This window comes from Leptospira congkakensis (assembly GCF_004770265.1).
Lineage (GTDB): Bacteria > Spirochaetota > Leptospiria > Leptospirales > Leptospiraceae > Leptospira_A > Leptospira_A congkakensis.
The window spans coordinates 131,008-154,607 of sequence record NZ_RQGQ01000009.1; the positions used below are offsets into that span (position 1 = coordinate 131,008).

The 23,600-nt window shown below is 37.5% G+C and carries 21 protein-coding genes; 13 read left to right on the top strand and 8 right to left on the bottom strand.

The genetic code is table 11. The annotated features are described in order from the left end of the window. Nucleotides 1–283: 283 nt before the first annotated feature. From xerA to EHQ70_RS06325, 5 genes are all read left to right on the top strand, one after another. Nucleotides 284–1,219, top strand: a complete 936-nt coding sequence (xerA, locus tag EHQ70_RS06305) for a site-specific tyrosine recombinase/integron integrase (protein WP_135584611.1) — start codon at nucleotides 284–286, stop codon at nucleotides 1,217–1,219. Nucleotides 1,220–1,440: 221 nt separating this feature from the next. Continuing rightward, nucleotides 1,441–2,130, top strand: a complete 690-nt coding sequence (locus EHQ70_RS06310; protein ID WP_135584613.1) for a TetR/AcrR family transcriptional regulator — start codon at nucleotides 1,441–1,443, stop codon at nucleotides 2,128–2,130. Between the two features lie 44 nt (nucleotides 2,131–2,174). Next, nucleotides 2,175–3,617, top strand: coding sequence for a nitrilase-related carbon-nitrogen hydrolase (locus EHQ70_RS06315; protein WP_135584615.1), 1,443 nt, complete (start codon nucleotides 2,175–2,177; stop codon nucleotides 3,615–3,617). A 151-nt stretch (nucleotides 3,618–3,768) separates the two neighbouring features. Next, nucleotides 3,769–5,925, top strand: coding sequence for a PAS domain S-box protein (locus EHQ70_RS06320; protein ID WP_135584617.1), 2,157 nt, complete (start codon nucleotides 3,769–3,771; stop codon nucleotides 5,923–5,925). Nucleotides 5,926–6,018: 93 nt separating this feature from the next. Further along, on the top strand, nucleotides 6,019–6,798 hold the full coding sequence (locus EHQ70_RS06325; protein ID WP_135584619.1) for a lysophospholipid acyltransferase family protein: 780 nt from the start codon (nucleotides 6,019–6,021) through the stop codon (nucleotides 6,796–6,798). A 24-nt stretch (nucleotides 6,799–6,822) separates the two neighbouring features. Here EHQ70_RS06325 and EHQ70_RS06330 read toward each other — a convergent pair whose 3' ends face one another. Both EHQ70_RS06330 and EHQ70_RS06335 read right to left on the bottom strand, forming a co-directional pair. After that, nucleotides 6,823–7,311 (bottom strand): SRPBCC family protein, encoded by a 489-nt coding sequence (locus EHQ70_RS06330; protein ID WP_135584621.1) that lies wholly within the window; start codon nucleotides 7,309–7,311, stop codon nucleotides 6,823–6,825. Further along, nucleotides 7,304–7,645 (bottom strand): ArsR/SmtB family transcription factor, encoded by a 342-nt coding sequence (locus tag EHQ70_RS06335; protein WP_135584623.1) that lies wholly within the window; start codon nucleotides 7,643–7,645, stop codon nucleotides 7,304–7,306. The genes EHQ70_RS06330 and EHQ70_RS06335 overlap by 8 nt, the downstream gene beginning before the upstream one ends. 111 nt (nucleotides 7,646–7,756) lie before the next feature. Here EHQ70_RS06335 and EHQ70_RS06340 point away from each other — a divergent pair, with 111 nt between their 5' ends. The 3 genes from EHQ70_RS06340 to EHQ70_RS06350 all read left to right on the top strand — a co-directional run bounded on the left by EHQ70_RS06340 (nucleotide 7,757) and on the right by EHQ70_RS06350 (nucleotide 12,776). Continuing rightward, the gene (locus EHQ70_RS06340) at nucleotides 7,757–9,052 is read left to right on the top strand and encodes a chloride channel protein (protein WP_135584625.1); all 1,296 of its coding nucleotides are present in this window, start codon (nucleotides 7,757–7,759) and stop codon (nucleotides 9,050–9,052) included. A 249-nt stretch (nucleotides 9,053–9,301) separates the two neighbouring features. Continuing rightward, complete coding sequence (locus EHQ70_RS06345) at nucleotides 9,302–10,435, top strand: FecR family protein (RefSeq protein ID WP_135584627.1); 1,134 nt, start codon at nucleotides 9,302–9,304, stop codon at nucleotides 10,433–10,435. A gap of 268 nt (nucleotides 10,436–10,703) precedes the next feature. Then, nucleotides 10,704–12,776 (top strand): methyl-accepting chemotaxis protein, encoded by a 2,073-nt coding sequence (locus EHQ70_RS06350; protein ID WP_135584629.1) that lies wholly within the window; start codon nucleotides 10,704–10,706, stop codon nucleotides 12,774–12,776. 75 nt (nucleotides 12,777–12,851) lie between these two features. Here the strand turns inward: EHQ70_RS06350 and EHQ70_RS06355 are convergent, their stop codons facing one another. Together EHQ70_RS06355 and EHQ70_RS06360 are read right to left on the bottom strand one after the other, a co-directional pair. Beyond that, nucleotides 12,852–14,678, bottom strand: coding sequence for an alginate export family protein (locus EHQ70_RS06355; protein WP_135584631.1), 1,827 nt, complete (start codon nucleotides 14,676–14,678; stop codon nucleotides 12,852–12,854). 486 nt (nucleotides 14,679–15,164) lie between these two features. Continuing rightward, entirely contained in the window at nucleotides 15,165–16,157 is a 993-nt protein-coding gene (locus tag EHQ70_RS06360) for an HpcH/HpaI aldolase/citrate lyase family protein (RefSeq protein ID WP_135584633.1), read from the bottom strand. Nucleotides 16,158–16,439: 282 nt separating this feature from the next. Here EHQ70_RS06360 and EHQ70_RS06365 point away from each other — a divergent pair, with 282 nt between their 5' ends. Together EHQ70_RS06365 and EHQ70_RS06370 are read left to right on the top strand one after the other, a co-directional pair. Further along, a complete protein-coding gene (locus EHQ70_RS06365; RefSeq protein ID WP_135584635.1) occupies nucleotides 16,440–16,880 on the top strand; it encodes a globin domain-containing protein in 441 nt (146 codons plus the stop codon). 126 nt (nucleotides 16,881–17,006) lie between these two features. Beyond that, nucleotides 17,007–17,732: a hypothetical protein gene (locus EHQ70_RS06370; protein WP_244288237.1), complete on the top strand. Its 726-nt coding sequence runs from the start codon at nucleotides 17,007–17,009 to the stop codon at nucleotides 17,730–17,732. Nucleotides 17,733–17,785: 53 nt separating this feature from the next. On the opposite strand, the gene EHQ70_RS06375 is transcribed toward EHQ70_RS06370, so the two are convergent. Further along, nucleotides 17,786–18,718, bottom strand: coding sequence for an ornithine carbamoyltransferase (locus EHQ70_RS06375; RefSeq protein ID WP_135584637.1), 933 nt, complete (start codon nucleotides 18,716–18,718; stop codon nucleotides 17,786–17,788). 86 nt (nucleotides 18,719–18,804) lie between these two features. Beyond that, the gene (locus EHQ70_RS06380; RefSeq protein WP_135584639.1) at nucleotides 18,805–19,152 is read right to left on the bottom strand and encodes an LEPBI_I2431 family sigma-54 regulated protein; all 348 of its coding nucleotides are present in this window, start codon (nucleotides 19,150–19,152) and stop codon (nucleotides 18,805–18,807) included. A 281-nt stretch (nucleotides 19,153–19,433) separates the two neighbouring features. Between EHQ70_RS06380 and EHQ70_RS06385 the strand changes: the two genes are divergently transcribed. Further along, nucleotides 19,434–20,420, top strand: coding sequence for a cytochrome-c peroxidase (locus tag EHQ70_RS06385; protein ID WP_135584641.1), 987 nt, complete (start codon nucleotides 19,434–19,436; stop codon nucleotides 20,418–20,420). A gap of 14 nt (nucleotides 20,421–20,434) precedes the next feature. Here the strand turns inward: EHQ70_RS06385 and EHQ70_RS06390 are convergent, their stop codons facing one another. After that, complete coding sequence (locus EHQ70_RS06390; RefSeq protein ID WP_135584643.1) at nucleotides 20,435–21,076, bottom strand: TetR/AcrR family transcriptional regulator; 642 nt, start codon at nucleotides 21,074–21,076, stop codon at nucleotides 20,435–20,437. A gap of 271 nt (nucleotides 21,077–21,347) precedes the next feature. On the opposite strand from EHQ70_RS06390, the gene pyrE reads away from it, so the two are divergent. Next, nucleotides 21,348–21,905: an orotate phosphoribosyltransferase gene (pyrE, locus tag EHQ70_RS06395; protein WP_135584645.1), complete on the top strand. Its 558-nt coding sequence runs from the start codon at nucleotides 21,348–21,350 to the stop codon at nucleotides 21,903–21,905. Next, on the top strand, nucleotides 21,905–22,657 hold the full coding sequence (locus tag EHQ70_RS18730) for a hypothetical protein (RefSeq protein WP_135584647.1): 753 nt from the start codon (nucleotides 21,905–21,907) through the stop codon (nucleotides 22,655–22,657). The genes pyrE and EHQ70_RS18730 overlap by 1 nt, the downstream gene beginning before the upstream one ends. 8 nt (nucleotides 22,658–22,665) lie before the next feature. On the opposite strand, the gene EHQ70_RS06405 is transcribed toward EHQ70_RS18730, so the two are convergent. Then, nucleotides 22,666–23,574 (bottom strand): hypothetical protein, encoded by a 909-nt coding sequence (locus tag EHQ70_RS06405; RefSeq protein ID WP_135584649.1) that lies wholly within the window; start codon nucleotides 23,572–23,574, stop codon nucleotides 22,666–22,668. Nucleotides 23,575–23,600: the final 26 nt, after the last annotated feature.

Genomic DNA, 23,600 nt, shown 5'->3' on the forward strand with positions numbered 1-23,600 from the left:
AAATCGGTGTTCCGAAAGACTAGGTAGGGGATCAGGTCAGTTGGTTCCAAAAACTCTTGTGAACCGACTCTCTCAAGGATGAACCCATCCCTTCCGAATTCCACTCTTTTTCTCTTCCGGACTAGCTCCAGTATGCATGAGACCTGGGACAAATTAGAAAGGTGAGGGAATTTTTTCTGGATTATGTCTTTTTTTGTCGTTTTCAACACTAAACAAAATGTAAGTACTTGTATAGTATTTTTTTGCCGTAGGAGAAAGAAAACTTTGCCGATAGTTTCTCTGTATGACCCTGCCAGCTCTTGAAGTCCAAATCCCCGACCATTTTCCCCAAGCCATGGCTGACCTTTTCCGAAGTTACCGAACCTATCTCAAAATTGAAAAGAATTATTCGGAACATACACTATTTGCCTATTTACGCGATTTAAAATTTTTCTTTGAGTTTTGTTTGAAAGAGGAAATTGACATCTTGAGTGTTGATGTTTTGGACGTAAGGGCTTACTTTGCTGACTTAAAATCTGCGAAAAAACAAGACAAACGAACCCAAAGCCGTAAACTTTCTTCCTTACGAACTTTTTATAAATTTTTATTCAGAGAAGAAAAGATTGGTGCCAACCCCATCTTACAAGTTAGTTTCCCTAAAACAAAAAAGAAGTTACCTAAAAACTTCACACCCATCGAAACAGAAGACATTCTGGATTATGAAGATGGTGAAAAAGCCGAAGTGCTTGGAAAGAGAGACAAAGCCATCGTGGAAGTATTGTACAGCACGGGACTTCGGGTATTTGAGTTAGTCAATGCAAAGTTAAGTGACCTTAACGATGAATTAACTTCGCTTAAAGTGATGGGAAAGAGGCGTAAAGAACGTTTCGTATTTATTGGTGAGGAAGCACAAATTGCACTCCGAGATTATTTAGAAGAAAGAGGGACATCCGGCCCTGAAGAAATCTTTTTAAACCAACGCGGTGGGAAATTAACCACTCGCGGCATTCGTTATATTTTATCAGAACGCAGAACTGTGATGGGAATGGAAAAAGCCATCACTCCTCATAAGTTTCGACACACCTTTGCTACTGATCTTTTGAACGCGGGTGCTGATATTCGCGCCGTACAAGAGTTACTCGGTCATGCTTCTTTATCATCAACACAAGTCTATTTGAGTGTTTCGAGAGACCGGTTGAAAGAAGTGTATCGAAATGCCCATCCCCATGCGAAGAAATAGGAATTTGGTTGGGGTTTTGCGCGCGGATAGGATCTCCCCGCCCTGAGTATGGGTGGGGAACTAGACCCGCCGCCCAATGATTTCCCTTTACCACATCCAATTCATTACATCAATCTCCATTCACTCCTTTCGAAAAATTCTGTAGATAAGTTCATAGTTTTGTGATCAAAGTTTAAAATATTAGAGTTGACCATAAAAAATATGTGGACTATAATTAATTTGTGTCTGCCAAAAATAAATATCCTACGGATTCTCTTTTACGTTTTCCTCTTAAGGAAAGGAAGTTCGCCAAAACTCGAACTAATTTGATTTTGGCATTCCTTACAGAATTAGAATCTAAAGATTTCGATTCCATTAAAATCAAAGACCTTTGTGAAATTGCCGAGGTTTCCGAGCCGACATTTTATAATTACTTTCCAGAAAAGGGAGATTTGCTCCTTCATTACATTCAAATTTGGAGTTTGCAAGTATCTGTTTTTGCTAAGGAAATGAAATTATCTGATTCGGGCTTCGGGATTCTTTCTGCATTATTTCGTTATACGGCCAAAGAATCCAAAAAAAATCCAAGAATTCTTTTGGAAATCATCTCGTTCCAAGCCAAAAATAAAAAACCGTTAGCACAACCGAAACTCACATTAGCCGAACGAGTGTTATTGTTCCCTGATGTCGGAGGCATTCAAGATTTGAATGCGGATGGGGTCGAAGGGATTCTTCAAAATGCAATATCCATTGCTGCTCAAAATGAGGAACTCCCCGAATCTACAGATTGGAAATCCTTTGGTATGATTTTGGGATCTTGTTTTTTTGGAGTCCCCATTCTTGCATTTCAATTGAACCAAAACTTAGAAAAACTTTGGCTTGATTCCCTTCGTTATTTGTGGATAGGTGCCGGCGGAAAAATCAAAAATTAACTTATTAAAATAAAACTTTAATATAAGTATATAAGGTAATATTAATGAATTTTTTAAATCAAAAATGGTTTTTGTTGTCCATTGGCGGAATCTTTATCGGGTTCACAGGAATGAACTGGAATGTCCCAATATTTGTTTGGATCGCCATGGTTCCTTTCTTGAGATATATTCGTTTAGGCCATTCAATTTGGGTTCTTTTGTTTTCCTTAATATTGATTCAATCTCTTTCTACGATGCGTATTGTTTCTGAGCCATATCATATTGGGATCGCCATTCTCTCTGGAGCCCAAGGGGGAATTGTTTTTACAATTTTACTTTGGGTATGGAACAAACTTAGAATCAAATTTCCGAAACAAATTTCGCCTATACTTAGTTTTGCCTTTTTGTTTACCATTATCGAATGGATTGGTGGTTATAGTTCTGAGTTAGGTGTTTGGGGGATGTTTGCCAATAGCCAAATTAACAATTTACATTTACTACAATCGGCATCAATATTTGGAGCTACTGGTATTAGTTTTATTATTTATTTGATAAATGGAAGTATAGAACAATCTTTATCTGATTTAATTTCCAATTCTAAAGTTTCAAAGAACTCTTTGTATTCACTCCTTACTTGTTTTCTATTATTAGTGGTGATCTATTTTTATGGTGCTTTCCGTATTACAATTCCCATTGAAGGAAAAAGTATTAAAGTCGGAACCGTTACCTCAAAAATGGAAATCCAAACGATCTGGAAAGATCCGGTACAAAATCAATTGAACAGAAATCTTGTTTTCACTAGAACCATTCAAGCTGCCAAGGAAGGTGCCAAAGTTGTTGTTTGGAATGAAGGTGCGGTCATTGTCCAACGAACGGAAGAGAAAGTATTTTTGGAAAAAATTTCCAAGTTAGCAAAAGAGAACCAAATTGAACTGATCGCCGCTTATGTTGTCCCTATCAGGGACACCGAATTTTTTCTGGAGAATCAATTGCATTGGATAGGTAAGGACGGGTCAACACGCCAAATCTATTTTAAACAGTTCATTCCTCCGGGAGAACCAGTTTCCCATATTCCTTCTGAAATCAAAGTGATCGATGTAGAGGGAGTGAAAATGTCAGTGGCAATTTGTTATGATTTTGATAGCCTCCAACTAACCAAAAAACATGGGGAATTAGGAACAGGAATCAGTTTGGTTCCTGCCTCCGATTGGAAAGGAATCAATCCATTTCATACGGAAATGGCCGTTCTTCGAGGGATCGAAAATGGAACTTCCGTTGTTCGTTCCACACGTGGTGCTTTGTCCGGTATATATGACGCATATGGTCGTGCCAAGGGAACTCTCGACTATTATGAAGAAAATGATGGCGTATTAGTCGCTTCTGTTCCCACTTCGCCGGTTTTTACAATCTACCGCCATTTGGGAAATTGGGTCGTTGGTCTCGGGGTTCTCTATTTTTTATGTTCCGGCATTTTGATCTCTGTATTTGTACTAAAAAATCGTAACTAACAGGGATTTGTGTAAAGACAGGTGAAAATGAAAATTCAAGAATCTAGAAAATTTCTAAATATTTGATTGTATTAAATTTTGTTTCTGTTTAGATTTGATGTTTGTGAATTCCTGACTCGGTTGGTTTTGGGATTTTGCAAAGGATGGTTTGATGACTTTAGTCGCTGATAAATCCATTTTGCTCGTTGAGGATGAGGCCATTCTTGCCATGTTTGAAAAAAAACAGTTGGAGCAAGGCGGTTATAATGTAACACACGTTAATAACGGTGAAAATGCGATTCAATTAATCATCCAATCGGAAAAACCTTTTGATTTAATCCTTATGGATATAGATTTAGGAAAGGGTTTAGATGGAACACAAACTGCTACTGAAATATTAAACCATAAAGAAATCCCAGTCGTATTTCTCTCCTCACATACAGAACTTGATATTGTTAAAAAAACGGAAGCCATAACCTCTTATGGATATGTCGTAAAAAACTCTGGTTTTACTGTTTTAGATGCTTCCATCAAAATGGCATTTAAACTTTTTGAGGCAAACGAGCTCACAAAAAGTAAAAAAGAACATCTTGAAACCGTTTTACATTCAATAGGTGATGGTGTCATCGCAACCGATAGTGATGGTAAAGTCATTCGAATGAATCCCATTGCAGAAAAATTGACTGGATGGACTCACGACGAAGGTGTGGGACTTGATATCAAAGAAGTATTCAAAATCGTGAATGTGAAAACGCGGTCACTCGTCGAAAACCCTGTAGACATAGTACTCCGAACCAATTCAATCGTCGGATTGGCAAACCATACCGTGTTACTTTCTCGGGATGGATCCGAATATCAGATTTCTGATTCTGGATCTCCTATCAAAGATCTAAACGGGGAAACCAGAGGTGTTGTACTCGTTTTTCGTGACATTACTGCAGAATACAATGTTCAAAGTCATATAGCAAAACAGGCGAATATGCTTAACAACGTACTTGATGCCGTTATTGGAACCGACTTCAATCATAAAATCAATTATTGGAACAAAGCCGCAGAAAAAATCTATCTCTGGAAAGCGGAAGAGGTAATGGGAAAATCTGTTGTAGAGGTATTAAAAACAGATTATCTAAATCTTTCTCGCGATCAAGTGATGCAAAGAGTTAACCTGGATGGTAGTTTTATTGGTGAGGTAATTCAATATGCAAAAGATGGCAGTTTGCGTAACATTGAAGTAAACCAAGTGCTTTTGGACGATGAAAGTAATTTACCAATTGGGTATATTGCAGTGGGGAGAGATATATCTGATCGATTGAATGCAATGAGGCATGTCAAAGAATCAGAGGCCAAACTTACACAAATCATTGAGTCAGCAATGGATGCTATCATTAGTATTGATAAATCCAAAAAGATCATTCTCTTCAATGGTGCCGCAGAAAAGATGTTTGGTTATCAGTCTTTGGAAGTGATTGGCCAACCTTTGGATCGATTGATCCCAATGGATTTTCGTAGCCAACATGATAGTAATATTGATTCATTTTCTAAAACGGGTGTGAGTCGAAGGGCGATGGGGGCTCTTGGCCAGATCAGGGGACTTAGAGCCAATGGGGAAGAGTTTCCTATTGAGGCTTCCATTTCTCAGATTTCAGTAAAAGAAGAAAAACTTTTTACTGTAATCTTAAGAGATGTGAGTGTTCGAAATCTTTCGGAATCCAGAATTCAAAAACTACTTCTCGAAAAGGAGAATATTCTTAAAGAAATCCATCATCGCGTAAAAAATAATATGAGTTCCATCTTTACATTGTTAACTCTACAAGCGCGTGCGCAGTCAGAAAGTTCTGTTCAGACGATTCTTTATGAAGCTGCTGGTCGAGTCAAAAGTATGATCGTTTTATACGATAAACTTTATCATTCCGAGACTGACAATACGGTTTCTTTACAAGATTATTTTCCCGCTATATTTAATGAGATTGTTTCTATTTTCCCAAAAAGTGTAGAAGTAAAGATGAACATTACGGAAGAACCAATCGAATTAAATGCTAAACTCCTTTCTTCATTGGGGATCATTCTGAACGAACTCATTACAAATTCAATGAAACATGCATTTAATGAAAAAACCAGTGCCGTGATTGAACTCAAAATATTTCGTGAAGGTAAAAAACTCTATTTAGAATATTCTGATAATGGAGTGGGAATTCCTGAATCTGTTTCCTTTGAAGACTCTCCTGGTTTTGGTTTACAATTGATTGGGATGCTGGTGGACCAAATCGAAGGTAAAATTAGCATCGTTAGACAACCGCTCTCAAGATTTCTCTTAGAACTAGGTGTTTGATACGTTCTATTTTTTCCCGAAGATTCTTTGAATTTCGGGGAGATACTTTAGAATTATTGTTTACCATACTTAGGCTTCGGCTCCTATTCTCACATGGGCCAACTCCAGTTTTTTGTTGTTTTATGTTATGCCATTCCAATCCTCGTGATTCTTTTTCCTATCGGACTCTCTTTTTCTTATATTTTTAAAATCACTGGTTTCGATCGAGCTTCCAATCGAATCAATAATTATTTAGGATACTTTTGGTATCGTTCTTTTTTCTTTTTAACAGGAAGAACTTTACATTTTGAACAAGGTGATTGGAATCCAAACGGTAATAATCGATTTTTAATTTCTAACCATACCAATGCGATGGAAGTTCCACTCATCGTTGCCCTCCCATATTTATCAAAATCAAAAGATGTAAAACTTTCTTATTTAGGCGGCGATATCATCCAAAGATACAAAATCATTCCTTTGATGATGCACAAAACAATTGTGGAGGCCGTTATTTATTCTGAGAAAAAACCAAATTTTAGAAATTTTAAAACAGATGTATTAAGAGTTTTAAAAACGAGATCTATCTTTTTGTATCCCGAAGGCGAAAGAACTTTTACAGAGGAAATCAAACCCTTTCAAACGGGGGTTATGAAAATCGCTTATAAATTTAATGTTGATTTAGATGTATTTGTTGTCAGTGGGATGATGGGTTATTCTAGTTTGCCTGAATACTCACATCTTAAAAAATCACAGAAGGTTTACTTTCAATTTTGTGGAACCATCAAAGCAAAAGACTACAATACCTTTGAAACATACCTTTCTGCAGCAGAAACGCTAATGAAAGATAAAAAAAGAGAAATTGAAGCGATAGAAAAAACTGCCGTACTGAATTAGTGACGGCATTTTTAGTTTCTTTTTTTATTTAGGTAAGGTTTTCGTAAATGCTACAAGTTGGTCAAGAGCCGTACCCCATCCTTCCAAAAATCCCATCTCTTCATGTTGTTTTTTTGTTTCTGGATCTTTGTGTTTTGCTACCGCTTTGTATTTTGTAGCATTACCAAGCGATTCCATTGTAACAAAGGCAGTCATAAAACTATTTCCAGAAGGTCGATACCCAGGAAGCAAACTGTCTGTAAAAACTAACTTTTTTAAATACTCTACTTCCAGAAAACAACCGTTATTTGGAAATTGATTTCCTTCGGGAGATTCCATTACTGTATAAAATTCTCCACCAGGTTGTAAATCGATCCTACAATCGATGGTTTTCCATGGAACTGGAGTAAACCATTGTTTTAATTGTTCTGGTTTTGTCCAAGCGTTCCATACCAATTCAACGGGCACTTCGACTATCCTTTCTAACACTAAGTCCAATTCCGGATTGAAAGATTCTTTTGATTCTTTATTCATTTTTTTTTCCCTTCGTTTTTAATAAAAATGAGTCTAGTTGGTTTAGTCTTGTTTCCCATAAAGACTTTTGTGTCTGTAACCAAGAATCCATAACTGAAAATGGATTCGGGTTTAGATAACAAATTCTTACCCTTCCAACCTTCTCGGTATAGATGAGCTGAGAAGATTCCAAAATATCTAAATGTTGCATGAAGGAGGGCATAGCCATAGAAAACGGAACAGCCAAATCGCTGACACTCGCGGGACCAATGCCCAATCGTTCTACCACCTGTCTCCTTGTTGGATCGGAGAGAGCGTGCAAAACAACATCTATATTGTAAGATCGTTTGACCATGTTGCCATGATAAGGGAATTTAATACTTAGGTCAATACCTAAGTATTAAATCTTGGTAGAAAAGTTGGTTTTCATTGGCCTCAAAATCCAATCTCTGGAAAAAGTAAGTTGATGGAAAATTCAAATCTCGAACCAAATAAAGCCAGATTAGAGATATTTCCCCTTTCTAAGTCCGTCCCGTTTCTTTTGAAATGGTTCGGAACGATCGGGTTTATATCGTTTTCCGTCGGTTCTGCATCCGCTTTCTTTTTGGTGTCGCTCGAAAAACTAAGTCGGTTTCGTGAATTAAATCCGTGGTTGGTTTATTTTTTACCTTTTGCGGGATTCGCTATTGGTTGGTTTTATTTTCATTACGGAAAAAATGTAAGTAAGGGAAATAATTTGCTCTTAGAAGAAATTCATTCTCCCTCATCAATCATTCCGATTCGAATGGCTCCCTTTGTATTTTTAGGAACACTCATTACACATTTATTCGGTGGATCGGCAGGTAGGGAAGGGACTGCGGTTCAGATGGGTGGATCCATTGCTCATCAATTGGTTCGTGTTCTTCCCTTTACAATTCGAGAACAACAAACATTGATTATATTAGGGATCAGTGCTGGTTTTGCATCTGTTTTTGGGACCCCTTTTGCTGCGGCTATTTTTTCGGTCGAAGTCATTCGAATTGGAAATTACCGTTGGAGATATATTTTTCTATCTCTCGTTACAGCTTACTTGGCTCATTTGGTTTGTTTGTTATGGGGAGTTGATCATTCTAATTATCCAAAAATACCTTTCGATTTTAATGGAACCATTATTGTTTGTTTGGTGATACTTGGAATTTTATCTGGATGGGTGGCAAAATTATTTAGCTGGGTATTGCAAAATATCTCCAATGTTTTTCAATATTGGATTCAATATTCACCTGTGCGACCTTTGGTGGGTGGTATTGTTATTGTATTGTTCGTTGTTTTAGGACTAAGCCCTGTATATTTAGGATTAGGACTTTCTACTTTACAATCAGCATTCGTCAACCAATTGCCACCAGAAACGTTTTTGTTAAAGTTAATCGTAACAACAATCACAATAGGTTCTGGATTTAAAGGTGGTGAAGTCACTCCACTATTTTTTATCGGTGCGGGTCTAGGAAATTTATTCGGTTATATTGATCCTTCACATCTTGTTTTGTTTGTAGGAATTGGATTCATTTCAGTATTCGCAGGGGCCACCAACACTCCATTAGCCTGTGCCGTTATGGGAATGGAATTATTTGGATGGGAATCTGGGATTTATTTTTTCCTAACCGCAGGAATTGCTTATATTGCTTCTGGGCACACAAGCATTTACCAATCGCAAATTGTTGGAAAAACAAAACTATTCAGTAAATCTTCCGATTTAGGGAAAAGAATTTCCGACCTCAAAAAATAGTATTTAGAAGAAGGTTCGTTTGAATTTTTCTCAGTCGGCCATTCACTCTAACTCCAGGTTCTAAAAAGTTGCCGCCAGTGAACGATTGTCCTTCCGATAAACTAACAATTGTGACATTCTTGTGTTTAATTCTCAATTATTAGGTAAAATACTATTAATTTCATAAAAAACTAATTTTGTTTTTACAAAATTGAAAATCGAGTTACGCTGGATTGTTCTTCTTTTTACAGGGGAAATTCGGAAAAATATATGAAAACCTACATTACACTACTTACCATCATTCTCTTATCTTTACAATGTGATCGTTTCCAGTTTGGATCGAATCCTGAAAAAGATGAACCCTCGGGAGCAGTTGTTACCTTTCTCCAAGGTACCATTCTCATTACCTCCCAAGGTAAAGAAACAAAGGCCAAGATTGGAGATGTCGTCCGCCCCGGTGACAGAATTGTTTCTAAATTGGGTAGGGTGGATTTACAAACCTACCGAGGCGAAGTGATTCGCATTAAAGATAATTCAGACGTTTTGTTTCGTGACATTGCAGGGAAAACGAGAACAAATACCGACATCCACTTATGGGCGGGGAATCTACTCGTAAAATCAGTCAAATTAAAATCAGGGCAAAACCTCTCGGTCACTTCCCCTACTATGGTGGCGGGTGTTCGTGGTACTGTCTTTTCTTTTGAATTAGAAAAAGGTTCCGTACCTAAAGTAAAAGTTTATGAAGGTGCTGTATCCGTAGCTTTTAAAACATCACCCAAACTAATCGAACTCAACGAAGGTCTTTCGAAAGAAAGTTATAGTCGTTTGGTGAAAACATTGGAAGAGAATGAGGTTGTGTTAGAGCCAGGAGAAAAGTTAGAAGTCAATCCTAACTTAAACGAACTTGTCTATTTAATCAATGCCAAAGTTGCTAGTAATGCTTTGACCGGGGACGAACTCTCTGGATTCACCGATTTTGATCATGGATTGTCGAAAGCAACTAGTGTGGTTTCGCCGCAAGAAAAAGCGGAAGCAGAAACATTAGTCTCCATTCCATCGGAAACCATTCAAAAACAAATTGAATCGCAAAATGCTGCTACTTCAGAAGTTCTGACGCAAACAATCGAGAAGGAACACGGAGAGAAACGAATTGAGGCATTGAATAAAATCGCCTCTGATGCTGTAAAAACCAATTTAGACAACGAGGAAGAAATTCATAACCACTACAGTGTTTTGGAAACCATTCACAAAGCAAACGGGGAAGTACTTTCTGGAGCAGTTGTCGCTCAGTTAGGTGATATTTTTATTGTTCATTCAACAAAAGGCGTTTTTCAACTGTCAGTTGATGATATTGAATACGTAGAATATCGAAACTTTTCGATCAAAACAAAGTCGAAAAAATAACAGTGGTCATATAACGGAATTTAGCTCTACTTGCACTAAATTCCGTTATCGTTGCTTTCTTGGTTCCGAAATCACCCTAATGAGACAGATTCAGGGAAATTTTATCGGAAATGATTTGAGAATCGCAAATAGATTAGGATAATCACGAAGACTATACCACTTTGGATACAGTGATTACTGAAAATTTCTTTTTTCCCGAAAACCAGATTTCACAGCTAGATGCGGTAATATATTTACAAATAATTTGTTAACCATAAGATCGATCCTTATGAGTATACGCCAAAGGGTCTCGTTATCTATCGCTGCTATTTTATTTTTAGGATTTTTGATACTAACTACTTTTCAAATTTACCGAACCATCACAGACCTCAACGCAGAAATCAAAGAAAATTCAAAAATCACCTCAGAAAAATGGTCGTTTGAAATTCAGGAACACCTGAATGCAATGATGGGTGTAATTCGTGGTTTCCGTTTTGCTTTATTTTATGCCTCTCCTCCTCGGGAATCAATGATCAGTAGTATGAGAGAAATTCTTGAACGTAACGATGATATTTTTGCCATTTGGCTTTGTTACGAACCGAACGGTTATGAAGGCAGAGATGCTGCTTTCATTGGAAAACCAGGCCATGATAAAACAGGAAGGTTCATTCCTTATTTACATCGTAATGCAGATGGAAAAATCAACTTAGAACCACTTGTGGACTATGATAATCCTGAAGGTGCCGGTGATTATTATCTTCAAGTAAAAAAAACAAACAAAGCAAAAGTATTTGGACCTTACGAGTATTTGGCGGGCGGGAAAAAAATCCAAATGATTTCCCTTGTTGTTCCCATTTATCCTAAGGGAAAATTTATGGGAGCTGCTGGAATTGATTTAGATGTAGGAACTTTGCAGGAAAAAATCGGAGACACTCGCCCATTTCGTGGGCAAGGACATATCGCTTTTTTATCATCTAACGGAACGTATGTGATGTATGGCCAAGACCAAACCAAACTTGGTAAAAAAATTGAAAACCCTGAACATTTAAAGTATTATTTAGATAATTTAAAATTGGGTAAAATGTTTACAATCCAACATGCAGGTTACACCCATTATTTTTCTCCATTTCATATCGGTAAGGACCCACAGTTTTGGGCTCTTCAGATCAGTATTCCTGACTCTATTTTTAGCGATCAAATTTCGAAAGTAATCCTTAGTTCTGTGTTGATTTCTTTTATAATTCTATTTGTAGTATTGTTTTTCCTAAATTTTATTTTTAAAAAACAAATCAGTCTTCGTTTAGAAAAAGCGATGGCATTTTCTTCGCAAATTGCAAATGGAAACTTGGCTATTAGTGCCGAAGAAATTAATCAAGACGAAATCGGAAGTTTATTGGATTCTATGAATCGAATGAAGAATAGTTTGGTTTCTATCATTGGTGATATCAAACACACAGTGGAAAAATTAGGAAACCAATCTTCCACAATGGCTTCCACTTCCCAAAATCTTTCCGATACTTCTCAAACGCAAGCTTCTGCTGCAGAAGAATCGTCGGCGGCAGTAGAAGAATTATCTGCATCAGCAGAAAATGTTGGTAAATCGATGGAAGAAGCTGTTGTGAAAATGAAAATGATCGACAAATCTGTGTTAACTCTAAGGGAAGAAGTTCAAAATATTAACAAGGAAATGGAATACCTTGCTAAATTTGCTTCTGAATCCAGGGAACATGCCGTTGTTGGTGAAACTGCTATGAACGAATCCACTAAGGCTATGGAAGACATTGGTGAAAAGGCAGAACGAATCAGTGAAGTATTAGATATCATTACAGAGATTTCTGAAAAAACAAATCTTTTAGCTTTGAATGCTGCCATTGAAGCTGCTCGTGCAGGAGATGCTGGCCGAGGTTTTGCTGTGGTAGCAGAGGAAATTGGAAAACTTGCCTTACAGACAGGTGCTTCGGTCAAAGAGATTGGTGATCTTGTCATATCTACAAATTCAGCTGTAGAAAACGGAAACAAAAAAGTTACGGAAGCAGCACAAGTTTTGAATTTACTCAACAGTCGTGTAAAAGAATTTGAAACTTCCGCAACACGGGTATTAGGTTCCGTTCTTTTGCAAGAAAACAATGCAAAAGACATTGCTCAAAATTCAAATTTGCTTACTAACTTGAATCTCCAAATTGAAGATGCTGTTTTCGAACAAAAAAGGGCAACGGAAGAAATTTCAAAAACGATTATCAGTATTTCTAATGGCACCCAGGACGTTGCGACTGGTTCAGACCGGTTGACCATCGTATCTGCTGAAATCGCATCTCAAGCTTCTTATCTTTCCACTCAAGTAGAAAGGTTCAAATTAAACTAAACTCAATTTCTATTAAATCAGTATAGAACCAAAACCCAAATTAGGGAATTTTGTTCTATACTGATTTGTTATCCTCTAAATCGCAAATACTGTTTGGAATGTCGCCATAGTTGCAGTAGGACTTAGATCGTATCGATGCAGAGGATCCGGCTCATTTGGATTGTTTTTTTGATTACGAATGGCATCACCAGCTTTAATCACCGTCGCTCCAAACCAGAAGGATACATTTTCAAATGGAGTGATGATATAGATAAAGTTAATTTCAGTTGCTACAAGTTTTCCTAACTTAGGTTTATTTACGTTATATGCATCTGTATTGTCATAGTCTTCTGTGGAAGCAGTTTCACCAGTAGCTTTGCTACCGCTTACATAGTTGTTATTATCATAATACCCATCTTGCAATTTAACCTTGTAATACCAGTGTGGATTTAAAATAAACGTTCCATAATTTGAAGTTTCATATTTTAAATGTAGGGAATAGTCTTTAATATTTTGCCAAAAAACAAGTCCTGAGTTTCCGTTACCAGCAAATGGCAAAGACCCACCGGCCATACGTCTTGTTGCAAATAAAGGATTATATGTTCCTACACTAGAATCATTTCGATTGGGATCTCCCGATGCTTGGACATATTGTACTCCAATCCGAAATTCTTTTACGGGAGTGTATCCCAGTTGTACAGCAACAATATTTGCTTTGTATCTTACTGCTTCAGACAAAGGAGGCGGTTCTCCTGTTTTTTGGTTCGTTGTATATGTTCCATTTTGATTTAACCAATCCGGTGTGACTCGTTCGCCAGTAAATCCTGTTTGCCAAGCCGCCTCTACCATCCAATCGATTCCGGTAACATCAGGTAATGCATTGTTTTTGGTTCTATTTGTGAATCGAAAACCTGATGTGTTCAATTGGTCGTCTCCACGATAACTTCTTGTTTCCGATAGTGGGGAAGGTGCAGTTGCTTTTCTTTGTTGTTTGAATAAACTATAGTTGTATAAGTCAACACCCAACCAATCAGCAACTTTCCAATTATAATGTGCACCACCATAATAAGAATCACCAATTCCACCTAATTTTGTGGAGTTATTTGAAACAATACTGTTTGAATTATTTTCTGCACCGATTACTGATCCAAACAAATCTAATGTATGGCTACTGATTTTACCAGTAAATCGAAGGGCATCAAATGAGTTACCATTCAAACTATCGTTTCTGGAACCAAGAATTCGCCCGTCACCAAACTCTAAGATCTGACGTCCTGTTCGTAGTCGAAAGTTTTGGTTTGTTGATTTTAAATCTAAAAATGCTTCACGAAGTCCTGTGAAATTATTTAACGCAACGTCCTTTTGTTTGCTTGTATCAATTGTTGTGCCGGCATTTGCGATGGCTCCATACTTTTGATCGGCAGTTCCATTGGAGACAACTTCACCTCCCCAAAGGCGTACGTCTTGTAACGTTATTTTGAATAGAACATTTTCATTGATGTCACCTAAAAGATAAAACTGAGTTTGAGTTAAGGCATTGTTTCTATTGTCAGGCGTAGATTTATCAAAGTCCGTATTATTTAACGAATCCACTTTTGGACGAATACCAAATCCAACGCGAAACTTATCGGCAAACCATAGTCCTTTGTTTTCTTGAAGAGCCTTTCTCTGTTTGCTCGTCACTTGCAAGGTTCGCAAATATTCTCCTGAAAGATTTCCAATTTGTGGACTGGTGTACCCGTCCTTTTTTTCCTCTTTCGGTTGTGGGGGAAGAGGAGGGGGAGGTTCCACGACGGCCTCTACTTTGGGAGTTGTCGTTGGTTCCGCCACCTGGCTATAAATCGCAGTTCCCGTACTTACGAGTAAGGTAAGGAAGATGAAAAGGGAAAGAGAGGAGTGGGGTTTAGATATTCGCTTGTTCATAATTTAGGACAATAACCAATCGAATTCCAGTATTGCAAACAAAAAATCAACATATTAGATGATATGTTCGTAAAAACGGAAATTTGTCTGCTTTCCTGTTTGCTTTAGTCCTTTTTTTAGGGAAAAACGAAGACTTTGGTGAGCATACGGATCATTTTGGGGGTAGTTTCCAGGTTCCATAAAGAATGAAAAACAATGAGAAACAAGGGAAGCGAGCGAAGGAGATAAGATTGGTTCAGGGTTTATTGAATTAGCGGTTGGTCAATGAAGCGAATGAGAAGAGAAAGAGATTGGTTTTGATGAAGATTGAGGAAATGAGTTTGGAGTGAGTCAGTTTCCAATGTGAGCCAGTGAAAAAGGTAAGTCACTTTCCAAATAAACTCCCTTACCAAAGTAAGGGAGTAAAAAAGGAATCGGACTGTAAAAGTAAACCAAGTCACCAAGGTTACCTGCTTACCAAATCCAGTCCGATCTTATTTGTTTCTACTATTTAGAAAAGAATCTCTTCTCTACTTCTTCTGGAAGTTTTTGTCCTGTGAGTTTTGCTTTTTGGACTAGTTCCCAGAAATAACGGTAAGTCGCACGGTCATGTAAATCCCCGTCATGTTGGATTGGTCCCCATTCTGCGTCTTGAGCTTTGATGAGAATTTCACAAGCAGTGAGAGTTTCAGCAAAGTTAGGAGCCATTGCATCCAAAATCGATTGGATTTGTGCAGGATAAATGGACCACATACGTAAGAAACCAAACTCATCATGTGCACGTTTTGCATCTGCATATGTTTGGTAGATATTTTTAAGGTCAAGAGTTACGTTATGAGCCGGAATCACACCGTTCATAAGAGCAGCTGCTACTAGGTTTGCTTTTCCACGACGAAGGAGTTCGTGATCAAATTGACCAGGTGATTTCATACAAGATGCAGGAATTGCACCGTGGTGTCCGGAAATAAAGTCCATTAGACCAAAATCCAAAACTTGCAACCAAGGAAGAGCCGCAATTTCAAATACTTCATTCAATGCACCGTGAGTTTCAATCAAAACGTGGATTGGAATTTCGCGTTTGATCCCTGCCTTTTTACAAGCATCTTGGATGTAAGTGATTTGTTCTTTTACCTGACTTGCTTTTGTCGGTTTTGGAATGGTGATATAAGCAATTACATTTCCTGCACCTGGAACAATGATATCAACATCACCGCGCCAATGTTCGTTAGTATAATCATGAATACGAACACCACTCATTTTGTGTTTGTTGAGTTCAGAATTTTGAATGCGAACAATCATTTCTGCGTGTTCTTTTTCTTTCCCCGTTTGGGCACCGTCTTCGCAGTCCATCGTGATATCGAAAAGTCCACCGAGTTTATTTTGTAACTCGAGAGCTTTCGTGATGAGTTTTTCAGATCCAGCGAAGTGTTCACAAGCAGGGATGATAGGGAAAGGTTTTTCTCCTGCAAAGAGTGCGGATTGCGGGTGAGTCAGTGCCATTTAGTATACCTTTTTCGGAATTTTTTACCAAGTTTTGCGAATTTTACCTATCGTCCAGGAATTAATCCCAAAATCCGAATGGAGGTTCTCCTCTTAGAAATCACAAAAGGAAAGTCAGTTACTTTTTACAGCTGGTTCCCATAGAAACTTAGATGATTTATTTTGGATTTTGGGGGGCGAACCCCTCGTCCCTCGGGGCCGGGCAAGTCCGGGCTCCGCCTTCGGCTCCGGTCGAAAATTCGACTTCCCCTTCCTGTCCCTTTCGCGATACTGACTATCGATTTGGATCCGAACGATATTTACACTCCCCCCGGTGGACCACCTCCCCCTAGCCCGAACGTTAAATTCCTTTTTGAAAAATGGGGTGAGGTAGCAATTCGCAAACTTGTTTCTGATTTTTATGATCTGGTGGCGAATTCAGAAATCAAATGGATGTTTAAAGGTGATTGGGATTTAGCTAAAGAAAAACAGGCTGATTTTATGATCCAGGTGTTAGGTGGCCCAAGTATATATATCGAAAAATGGGGTCCGGCTCGGATGCGGATGCGGCATTTCATATTTCCGATTTCTGAAAAAGAAAGGGCAGTTTGGTTTCGTTGTTACGATGAAGCCTTGCAGAAATTTGATTTTGATCACGATGATAAAATAGATTTTTTATACTTTTTAGATGGGTTTAGTGGATGGATGATCAATCGTAAAGATTCTGCTGAAGATTCAATTTAGCAGTTGTTATTTCGTTTATAATAAAATATAAAACTAGTTTATCTTAAGTTTACATTTCAAATATTGCTTGTCTAATTCAACATTACAAACATTATATGAACAAGATTCTTTGATTTTAGGATTTGTATGGCTCAAAAACTTTCCATCTTCGTATTCCTTTTTACCTTTCTTTCCTGTGCATGGAAAGGAATTCCACTAGAAACTCGTTCCCATCTTAAAGTAAACTCCACTCCCGAGTGCCAGCCTACAGAGACTGAAATTCGGACTTACAGGATTTTGTTCCTTTTGCCGTTCTATAGAACAAAATCTTTTGATATTACAAATAACGAATATGTATTTGAAACAAAATCCTATGCAAAACCTTGGGACATTGGAATTACAGCTATTGGTTTTCTGGTTTCCCTAAATTCATCTACAGATTACATTCGGTCTTGTCCTTGGGACCAAGTAGAAAAATCGATGAAATCAGTGGGAGAAGGGGATGGAAATCTAACAAAGTCAAAACTTGCTTTTTGGAAATCTGTGGGGAATGCTGATCCAGTCGAAACCATTTCATTTGAACCTGATGATCATCGACTAACAAGTGATTCTGAGAATAAATTGGTATCACTAAGCCAAAAGATTTTAAAATCTGAAGAAAAAGTTCAAATTGTTTTGTATGGTAAAGTGAATCCAACGGGTGATGTTGGTTTTCAGGTTCGACTTCTCAAACGCCGCTATGATGAAATCAAATCAATGATAGCAAAAGAATCTTTAGATTCCAATTCCGTTTTGCCTATTATTGGGGAAAAAGAATCTTCTAGTGATTCTAAATCAAATTCATCAATTCAGATCTATTTATTGAAGAATTAATCAAAAAGTTACCTACCTAAATTGATAATTCGTTTTATCAAGTTTAGGTGGGATTAACCGTGGTTTTCTAAAAGTTTCAGTATAATTGCTTTTTGAGCATCAAGTCGGTTTTCTGCCTGCGTAAAAATAATCGAACGATCACTTTCTACCATCTCTCTAGTGATTTCATAACCAGAATGAATCGGCATATCATGCATAACTTTTGCTTTTGTATTTTTAAGTAGTTCTGCATTTACTTGGTAGGGCATCATCAATTGGATTCTTTCTTCTTTTTCCTTTTGGAATTTCGGATCATTGAAGAATTCCATATCTACCCAAGTGTCCGTATACACATAGTCAGCATCAGAAACAGCTTTTTTAACATCTGTTTCCCATGATATAGTTCCTTTTTGTTTCGCTCTTTCGATCGATGCTTTTACAATGGATTCATCAGAAGCAATAGGAGTTACTAAAGTTAGGTGGATTCCAAGTGCAGCCGTAATTTCAATCAAGGAGTTTGCTACGTTATTATGTACGCCAATATAACAAAGTTTTTTCTTTTTCCAATCATTTGGTGAGTCCATAACGATTGTAAGTATATCCGCAAGAGATTGGCATGGATGGAATAAATTACAACATCCGTTGATAACAGGAACAGTAGAACCGGATTTTAATACCAATAAGTCTTCGTGTCTTTTTAGTCTTGCCATGATGACAGCAACGTTACTAGAAAGGTATTTCCCTTCGAAATCGATATCAGATAAAAGGAAGTTGGAAGCCATCCAATCCAGGAAAATTGCATGTCCCCCGAGTTCTGTCATTCCTGCTTCAAAAGAAACCCTCGTTCTTGTTGAGGTTTTTTGGAATAACATCGCAAGCGAACGGCCTGCCATATGTCCGGAAAAATAAACTCGGTTTTTCTTTACATAAACTGCAAATTCTAGGAGTTCTTGGATTTCTCCATCACTCCAATCTTGCCAGGATATCAAATGTTTGACTTGGGACATAGCTTCCCCATTAATATCGGACTAAGTTTCTCGCAAATCGAGAGATTCTCGTAAGAATCCGACTTTGAATCTTGATTTTTTTGCCCTTAGGCGGCTGATTCTGCGATGGATCTAGCGATGATAAAATTAGGTAAAATCAATTCTTCCAAAAATTTGATTCCAAAATGCGAACCTTGGTTTGTTTCTTTGATCCAAGCCACTTTGCCTTTAAAGGAAATTCTGGATCGAGTCAGATCACTTTCAATGATTCCGGTAACATAATCACGATCTTTGAGATGGATGTCCTGAACCAAACTTCCGCTCACACCGAGTTCCGAAATATTTCCAATTTTTGCGATTAGGAATTCAGGGTTCTCATTGATTGAAAAAAGTTTCAAAACCAAATCGTCCCAATCCAATGATTCAATGCGGTCAGTTCTTCTTGTATTCAACATAAATAGCTCCTAAAATTCTCAAGAAACTATAAGCATAAATCGTGCCAATATTGAAAGTGGGTTGGTTTTTCCTGTTTGTCACCGAGATTTAACCGATGGGACATCCATTTGCCGTAAATTGATGATTCCCTGATCTTTTTTGGGTCTGCACTTGGGTTAGAACCATTCAAATTGTTCAGTTTGGATACAATTAATATGATTCTAATTTTAGACTCATTGTATAATATTTCTAACTTGCCGATTCCGCCTAAATTCTGGGACTATCCGTCTAGAGGATCGATATGCTCAAACAAATATTTACACCTTTTCTTCTCTCCCTTCTATTCGTATCGCTCGCAAATTGTGGGCCATCGCAAGAAACCAAAGATTTGCAAGTGAAAGCAAAACAAATCATCGGTGCGTTACCGGCAAAAATGCCTGGTTCCGAAAATGATACAGAAGAACTAATTTCCCTTGGGAAAAAGCTCTATTTCGAGAAAAAGTTATCTCTAAATGAAACCCAATCCTGTAATTCCTGCCACAATGTGGAAGGTAAGGGCGCTGGTGTGGACAATCTATCCACTTCCCCTGGGGCTTTCGGTAAAAATGGAGATAGAAATTCTCCTACTGTCTTAAATGCAGGTTTTCACTTTGTTCAATTTTGGGATGGCCGTGCGGCAGACTTAAAAGCCCAAGCAAAAGGACCGATCCTCAATCCTGTGGAAATGGCGATGCCTTCAGAAAAAGAAGTTTTAAAACGAATTAATGAAGATGCTGACTACCCAACCCTATTTGCAAAAGCATTTCCTGGTGATAAAACTCCAGTGACTTACGAAAACTTAGCAGGTGCGATCGCGGCATTCGAAAGAACACTTGTGACAACTTCTCGATTTGATGATTTTATCAATGGTGACTATAAAAGTATTTCTAAAGAAGAACAAGAGGGATTCAAAAGTTTTCTAGCAGCAGGATGTACATCTTGTCATTCTGGAAATTTACTTGGAGCAAATTCTTACAGAAAGATTGGTCAAGTAAATGAATACAAAACAGCTGACCTTGGACTTTATAATGTAACTAAAAAGTCGGAAGATAAGTTTTTCTTCAAAGTACCAAGCCTTAGAAATATTACACTCACTGGACCATATTTTCATGACGGTCAAGTGAAAACATTAGATGAAGCTGTTCAAAAGATGGCTTTCCATCAATTAGGAATGGATCTTTCTGACGAAGAGACCAAAAAAATAGTTCTTTTCCTTGGCACTTTAGCAGATAAAACACGCGTTGATTAATCAATACTGAATCATCAGTATTGATTGGAATAAGCTTGGATCCCAGATACCATTTCTAAGGATCCAAGTAACCATTTTTCCAAAGCACGGTGTCTAAGTGCAATTGGGATTGGTTTTAAATAGTCTTTAAAAGCCTTTGAACCTAATATCCGTATAACGGACACCATTTGACCAGAAACCACCCTCAAAACTGGGTTGAATTCCCCGCCACCAGTTTCTAATTGTAAGGCGTCAGCTAGTCTCACTTCATAATGTTCCCAAAGTAATAAATATCTTTGTTCTAACTCAGGACTATCCATCCACGGATGAAAACCAGGCAAAGAATCCACTAGATCTTCGGGGTCGATCGATTGGATTAAATTCCAGAGGAATTGTTTGAATGCTTCGAATAGCGTTTCCCCTTTTTTTCTCCCGAGTAGGCTTTGAATGAGTTCATCGCAAAATAATATTTCATCCTGGAAGGCGAGATCTTCCTTGGATCGAAAGTAAGTAAAAAGTGTTTTTACGGAAATATCTGCATGGTCGGCAATTTCCGATACGGTGACAGCCGAGTATCCCTTTCTTTGAAATAGTTCCTTTGCCGCTTCCAAAACTGAAGTCTGAATGGTTTGCTTCTTTCGTTCCCTTAGAGGGATTCTCATTGTGATCATTTCCATAGAGGTTTTCCTTCTCCGTTTTGGTCCAAAATCAGTTCCCTTCGATCAAATTTAGATCAAATCGGGAATTTGGATGAAATTTTGAGAGAGAAATTAGGTAAGTCGCTTTATTTTGAAAGTGACTTACTTTATATAGTGGCTTTCTTTATAAACTCACTTACATTCGAAAGTGACTGTAAAAAGTAAGTCACTTACCTTTTTTAGTCAGTTATTTAATCTCTTCAAGATAAAATTATACTTCCCGAGGCGGAATTGGAAAAATAATTGGAATATGTCCCAAAAGTATCGTGATCAACTCTTTGAGTGGATGAAATCGTATGTATATCGCTTTTCAGAGACTCCTTTTCGACTCGCCAGCGGCCTAGAATCCCAACATTATTTAAATTGTAAGGAAATCACTCTCCATCCGGAAAGGTTGGCCATATTAGCTGAGTGTTTTGTAGAAGAAATCATTCCGAAACTGGATGTCGAATTCCAGGCAGTGGGGGGACTCACTCTTGGCGCAGATCCTTTGGCCTATTCAATTGCTTTAGCTTATCAGAAGAAAGGGAAACTCGTTTACCCTTTGGTGGTAAGGAAAGAAGCAAAAGGTCATGGGACTGGCCAACAAATTGAAGGGTTCTGGAAGGAAATAAAATCTTGTTTGGTCGTTGATGACGTAATTACTACAGGTGGATCTACTCTGAAGGCAGTCCAAGTTTTGAGAGAAGTTGGAATTTCAGTGACGAAAGGTATCTGCATATTGAATCGGGAAGAGGGTGGTGCAGAAAACTTAGAAAACTCTGGAATTCAAATGGAGTCAATCTTTCGCAAAAGTGAGTTTTTTTAATGAGTATACAAAAGACATTTCATTACGATGTAAATTTGTTTAGAAACAAATTATTAAGAAGAACGTGGGTGGTGATTGCCCTTTTCGTAATTTTTGTTTCATATAACAGTTTACAGGTGCCAAAAGAAGGAAGAGTTCAATTTTTTACTATTTTCCTTCCGATGTTGGCTTTGTTTTTTTGGTTTTTGAGGAAAAACTTTCTTAAACAAGTTGAAATCCTTTCCTCTGGAAGAATTGAGCTCGAAGGTGGATCGCTTAAACAATTCGACGCAAATGGAAATTGTGCGACAATTCGAATTAAAGACCTAGAGTCGATTACCACCGATAAATTTCGTGGATATGATCGTGTAGTTTTGGAAACAACAGAAAAAATTCACCCTATTGTGAATGTTGCATTACAGGAAGAACTTGTTTCTACTTTAGAAAAAGAGTCTGGTCTCAAACGAGTTGTTGATTTAACGGAAGATAGATTATGGAATCTAAAAACACCGATATACTTTTTTCCTAGTTTGTTCGTACTCATTGGAATGTACATACCGGTTATTAAAGAGAAATTACCAATACTTTCACCAGAGTTTTTAGGTTTATTTTTTAATATAAATTTAATCATTTATCTTCTTTATTTGCCAGAAAAACAAAATCATACAATTAGCCAGTTTTCATTGAAACGAAGAATGATTTTTATCAGCTTAGTAGTGTTTTTCTTCCAAGTATATATTCAGTTAGATAAATCGGGCTGGCTTAAAAGCTAATTTTAGAATTAATTTTCTTGTTTTGAGCCAACGCCTTGCCTAAGCATATTTAATTTTGCTTGGGCATATCTTCTGAGTTCGATCATCTCTGTTGCATATCTTTTCAAAAGGTTGTCTTCTTCTAATCGGTTCTCCATCAATTGGAGAGTGTCACGAACGTATTTGATGTCTTTTTCATCTTTCAGTTTTCCCGATTGGATTAATTTTTTAACAATATCAAACTCATATTTTCTAAAATGAACCCGCAATAAAAATTCGGTAGAAAAGTTTTCTTTTGCCTTCACCCAGTTTTGATCAATTTTTTCTTTTGGACCTTGTTCTTTTAGTTGGTCTACGGCACGTTTAGTGGGGTCAAAATCTCTGGTCGAAGTTGTGTTTGCTAGTTCTTCTGCAGCGTTAATTTCATCTTTAAAAATTTCTTGAAGTTTGTTTCGGCGCCATTGGTCAGTGTATTCATAACTTTGAGCCGTAAGCATCCTTTGGAATTCTTCTAACATCACAGAGACGTTGATAGATCTACCTAGGGGAGTGTTGTTGAATTCTTTGATTTTAGGAAATAACTCTCTTGTGATTTGGAATGCAGATTTTCTTTTATAGTTACTCGCCTCGTAAAGTTTTTCCAGGTTATCTTCGGAGTGTTTTTTTAATTCGTTTAGAATGAATGGTTCTGCAAAAACGTAAGCATCTTCTCCATAAACAAATAAGTTCGGATCGGGAGCAACCACTGACACAATAAAAATATGATGGCTGTCTCTTAATGCTGTAAGTAATTTTCTTAAGTCTTCCTCTGTTCTCGACAGTTGAGAAGACCATATTCGTAAATGTGTATCTGATGTTGGGATTTTTTCTCTTGATTCGAGATTTTCTTTTCGAATCAAATCTGCGAGTTCCAAACAAACTTTGATACTTCCGGCCATGAATAGAAGTTACGAGTAGCGCTTTT

Excerpts from the sequence above, each read along its gene's own strand:
- xerA (WP_135584611.1), top strand. The coding sequence starts at position 284 with ATGACCCTGCCAGCTCTTGAAGTCCAAATCCCCGACCATTTTCCCCAA.
- EHQ70_RS06315 (WP_135584615.1), top strand. The coding sequence starts at position 2,175 with ATGAATTTTTTAAATCAAAAATGGTTTTTGTTGTCCATTGGCGGAATC.
- EHQ70_RS06320 (WP_135584617.1), top strand. The coding sequence starts at position 3,769 with ATGACTTTAGTCGCTGATAAATCCATTTTGCTCGTTGAGGATGAGGCC.
- EHQ70_RS06325 (WP_135584619.1), top strand. The coding sequence starts at position 6,019 with ATGGGCCAACTCCAGTTTTTTGTTGTTTTATGTTATGCCATTCCAATC.
- EHQ70_RS06330 (WP_135584621.1), bottom strand. The coding sequence starts at position 7,311 with ATGAATAAAGAATCAAAAGAATCTTTCAATCCGGAATTGGACTTAGTG.
- EHQ70_RS06335 (WP_135584623.1), bottom strand. The coding sequence starts at position 7,645 with ATGGTCAAACGATCTTACAATATAGATGTTGTTTTGCACGCTCTCTCC.
- EHQ70_RS06340 (WP_135584625.1), top strand. The coding sequence starts at position 7,757 with ATGGAAAATTCAAATCTCGAACCAAATAAAGCCAGATTAGAGATATTT.
- EHQ70_RS06345 (WP_135584627.1), top strand. The coding sequence starts at position 9,302 with ATGAAAACCTACATTACACTACTTACCATCATTCTCTTATCTTTACAA.
- EHQ70_RS06350 (WP_135584629.1), top strand. The coding sequence starts at position 10,704 with ATGAGTATACGCCAAAGGGTCTCGTTATCTATCGCTGCTATTTTATTT.
- EHQ70_RS06355 (WP_135584631.1), bottom strand. The coding sequence starts at position 14,678 with ATGAACAAGCGAATATCTAAACCCCACTCCTCTCTTTCCCTTTTCATC.
- EHQ70_RS06360 (WP_135584633.1), bottom strand. The coding sequence starts at position 16,157 with ATGGCACTGACTCACCCGCAATCCGCACTCTTTGCAGGAGAAAAACCT.
- EHQ70_RS06370 (WP_244288237.1), top strand. The coding sequence starts at position 17,007 with ATGGCTCAAAAACTTTCCATCTTCGTATTCCTTTTTACCTTTCTTTCC.
- EHQ70_RS06375 (WP_135584637.1), bottom strand. The coding sequence starts at position 18,718 with ATGTCCCAAGTCAAACATTTGATATCCTGGCAAGATTGGAGTGATGGA.
- EHQ70_RS06380 (WP_135584639.1), bottom strand. The coding sequence starts at position 19,152 with ATGTTGAATACAAGAAGAACTGACCGCATTGAATCATTGGATTGGGAC.
- EHQ70_RS06385 (WP_135584641.1), top strand. The coding sequence starts at position 19,434 with ATGCTCAAACAAATATTTACACCTTTTCTTCTCTCCCTTCTATTCGTA.
- EHQ70_RS06390 (WP_135584643.1), bottom strand. The coding sequence starts at position 21,076 with ATGGAAATGATCACAATGAGAATCCCTCTAAGGGAACGAAAGAAGCAA.
- pyrE (WP_135584645.1), top strand. The coding sequence starts at position 21,348 with ATGTCCCAAAAGTATCGTGATCAACTCTTTGAGTGGATGAAATCGTAT.
- EHQ70_RS18730 (WP_135584647.1), top strand. The coding sequence starts at position 21,905 with ATGAGTATACAAAAGACATTTCATTACGATGTAAATTTGTTTAGAAAC.
- EHQ70_RS06405 (WP_135584649.1), bottom strand. The coding sequence starts at position 23,574 with ATGGCCGGAAGTATCAAAGTTTGTTTGGAACTCGCAGATTTGATTCGA.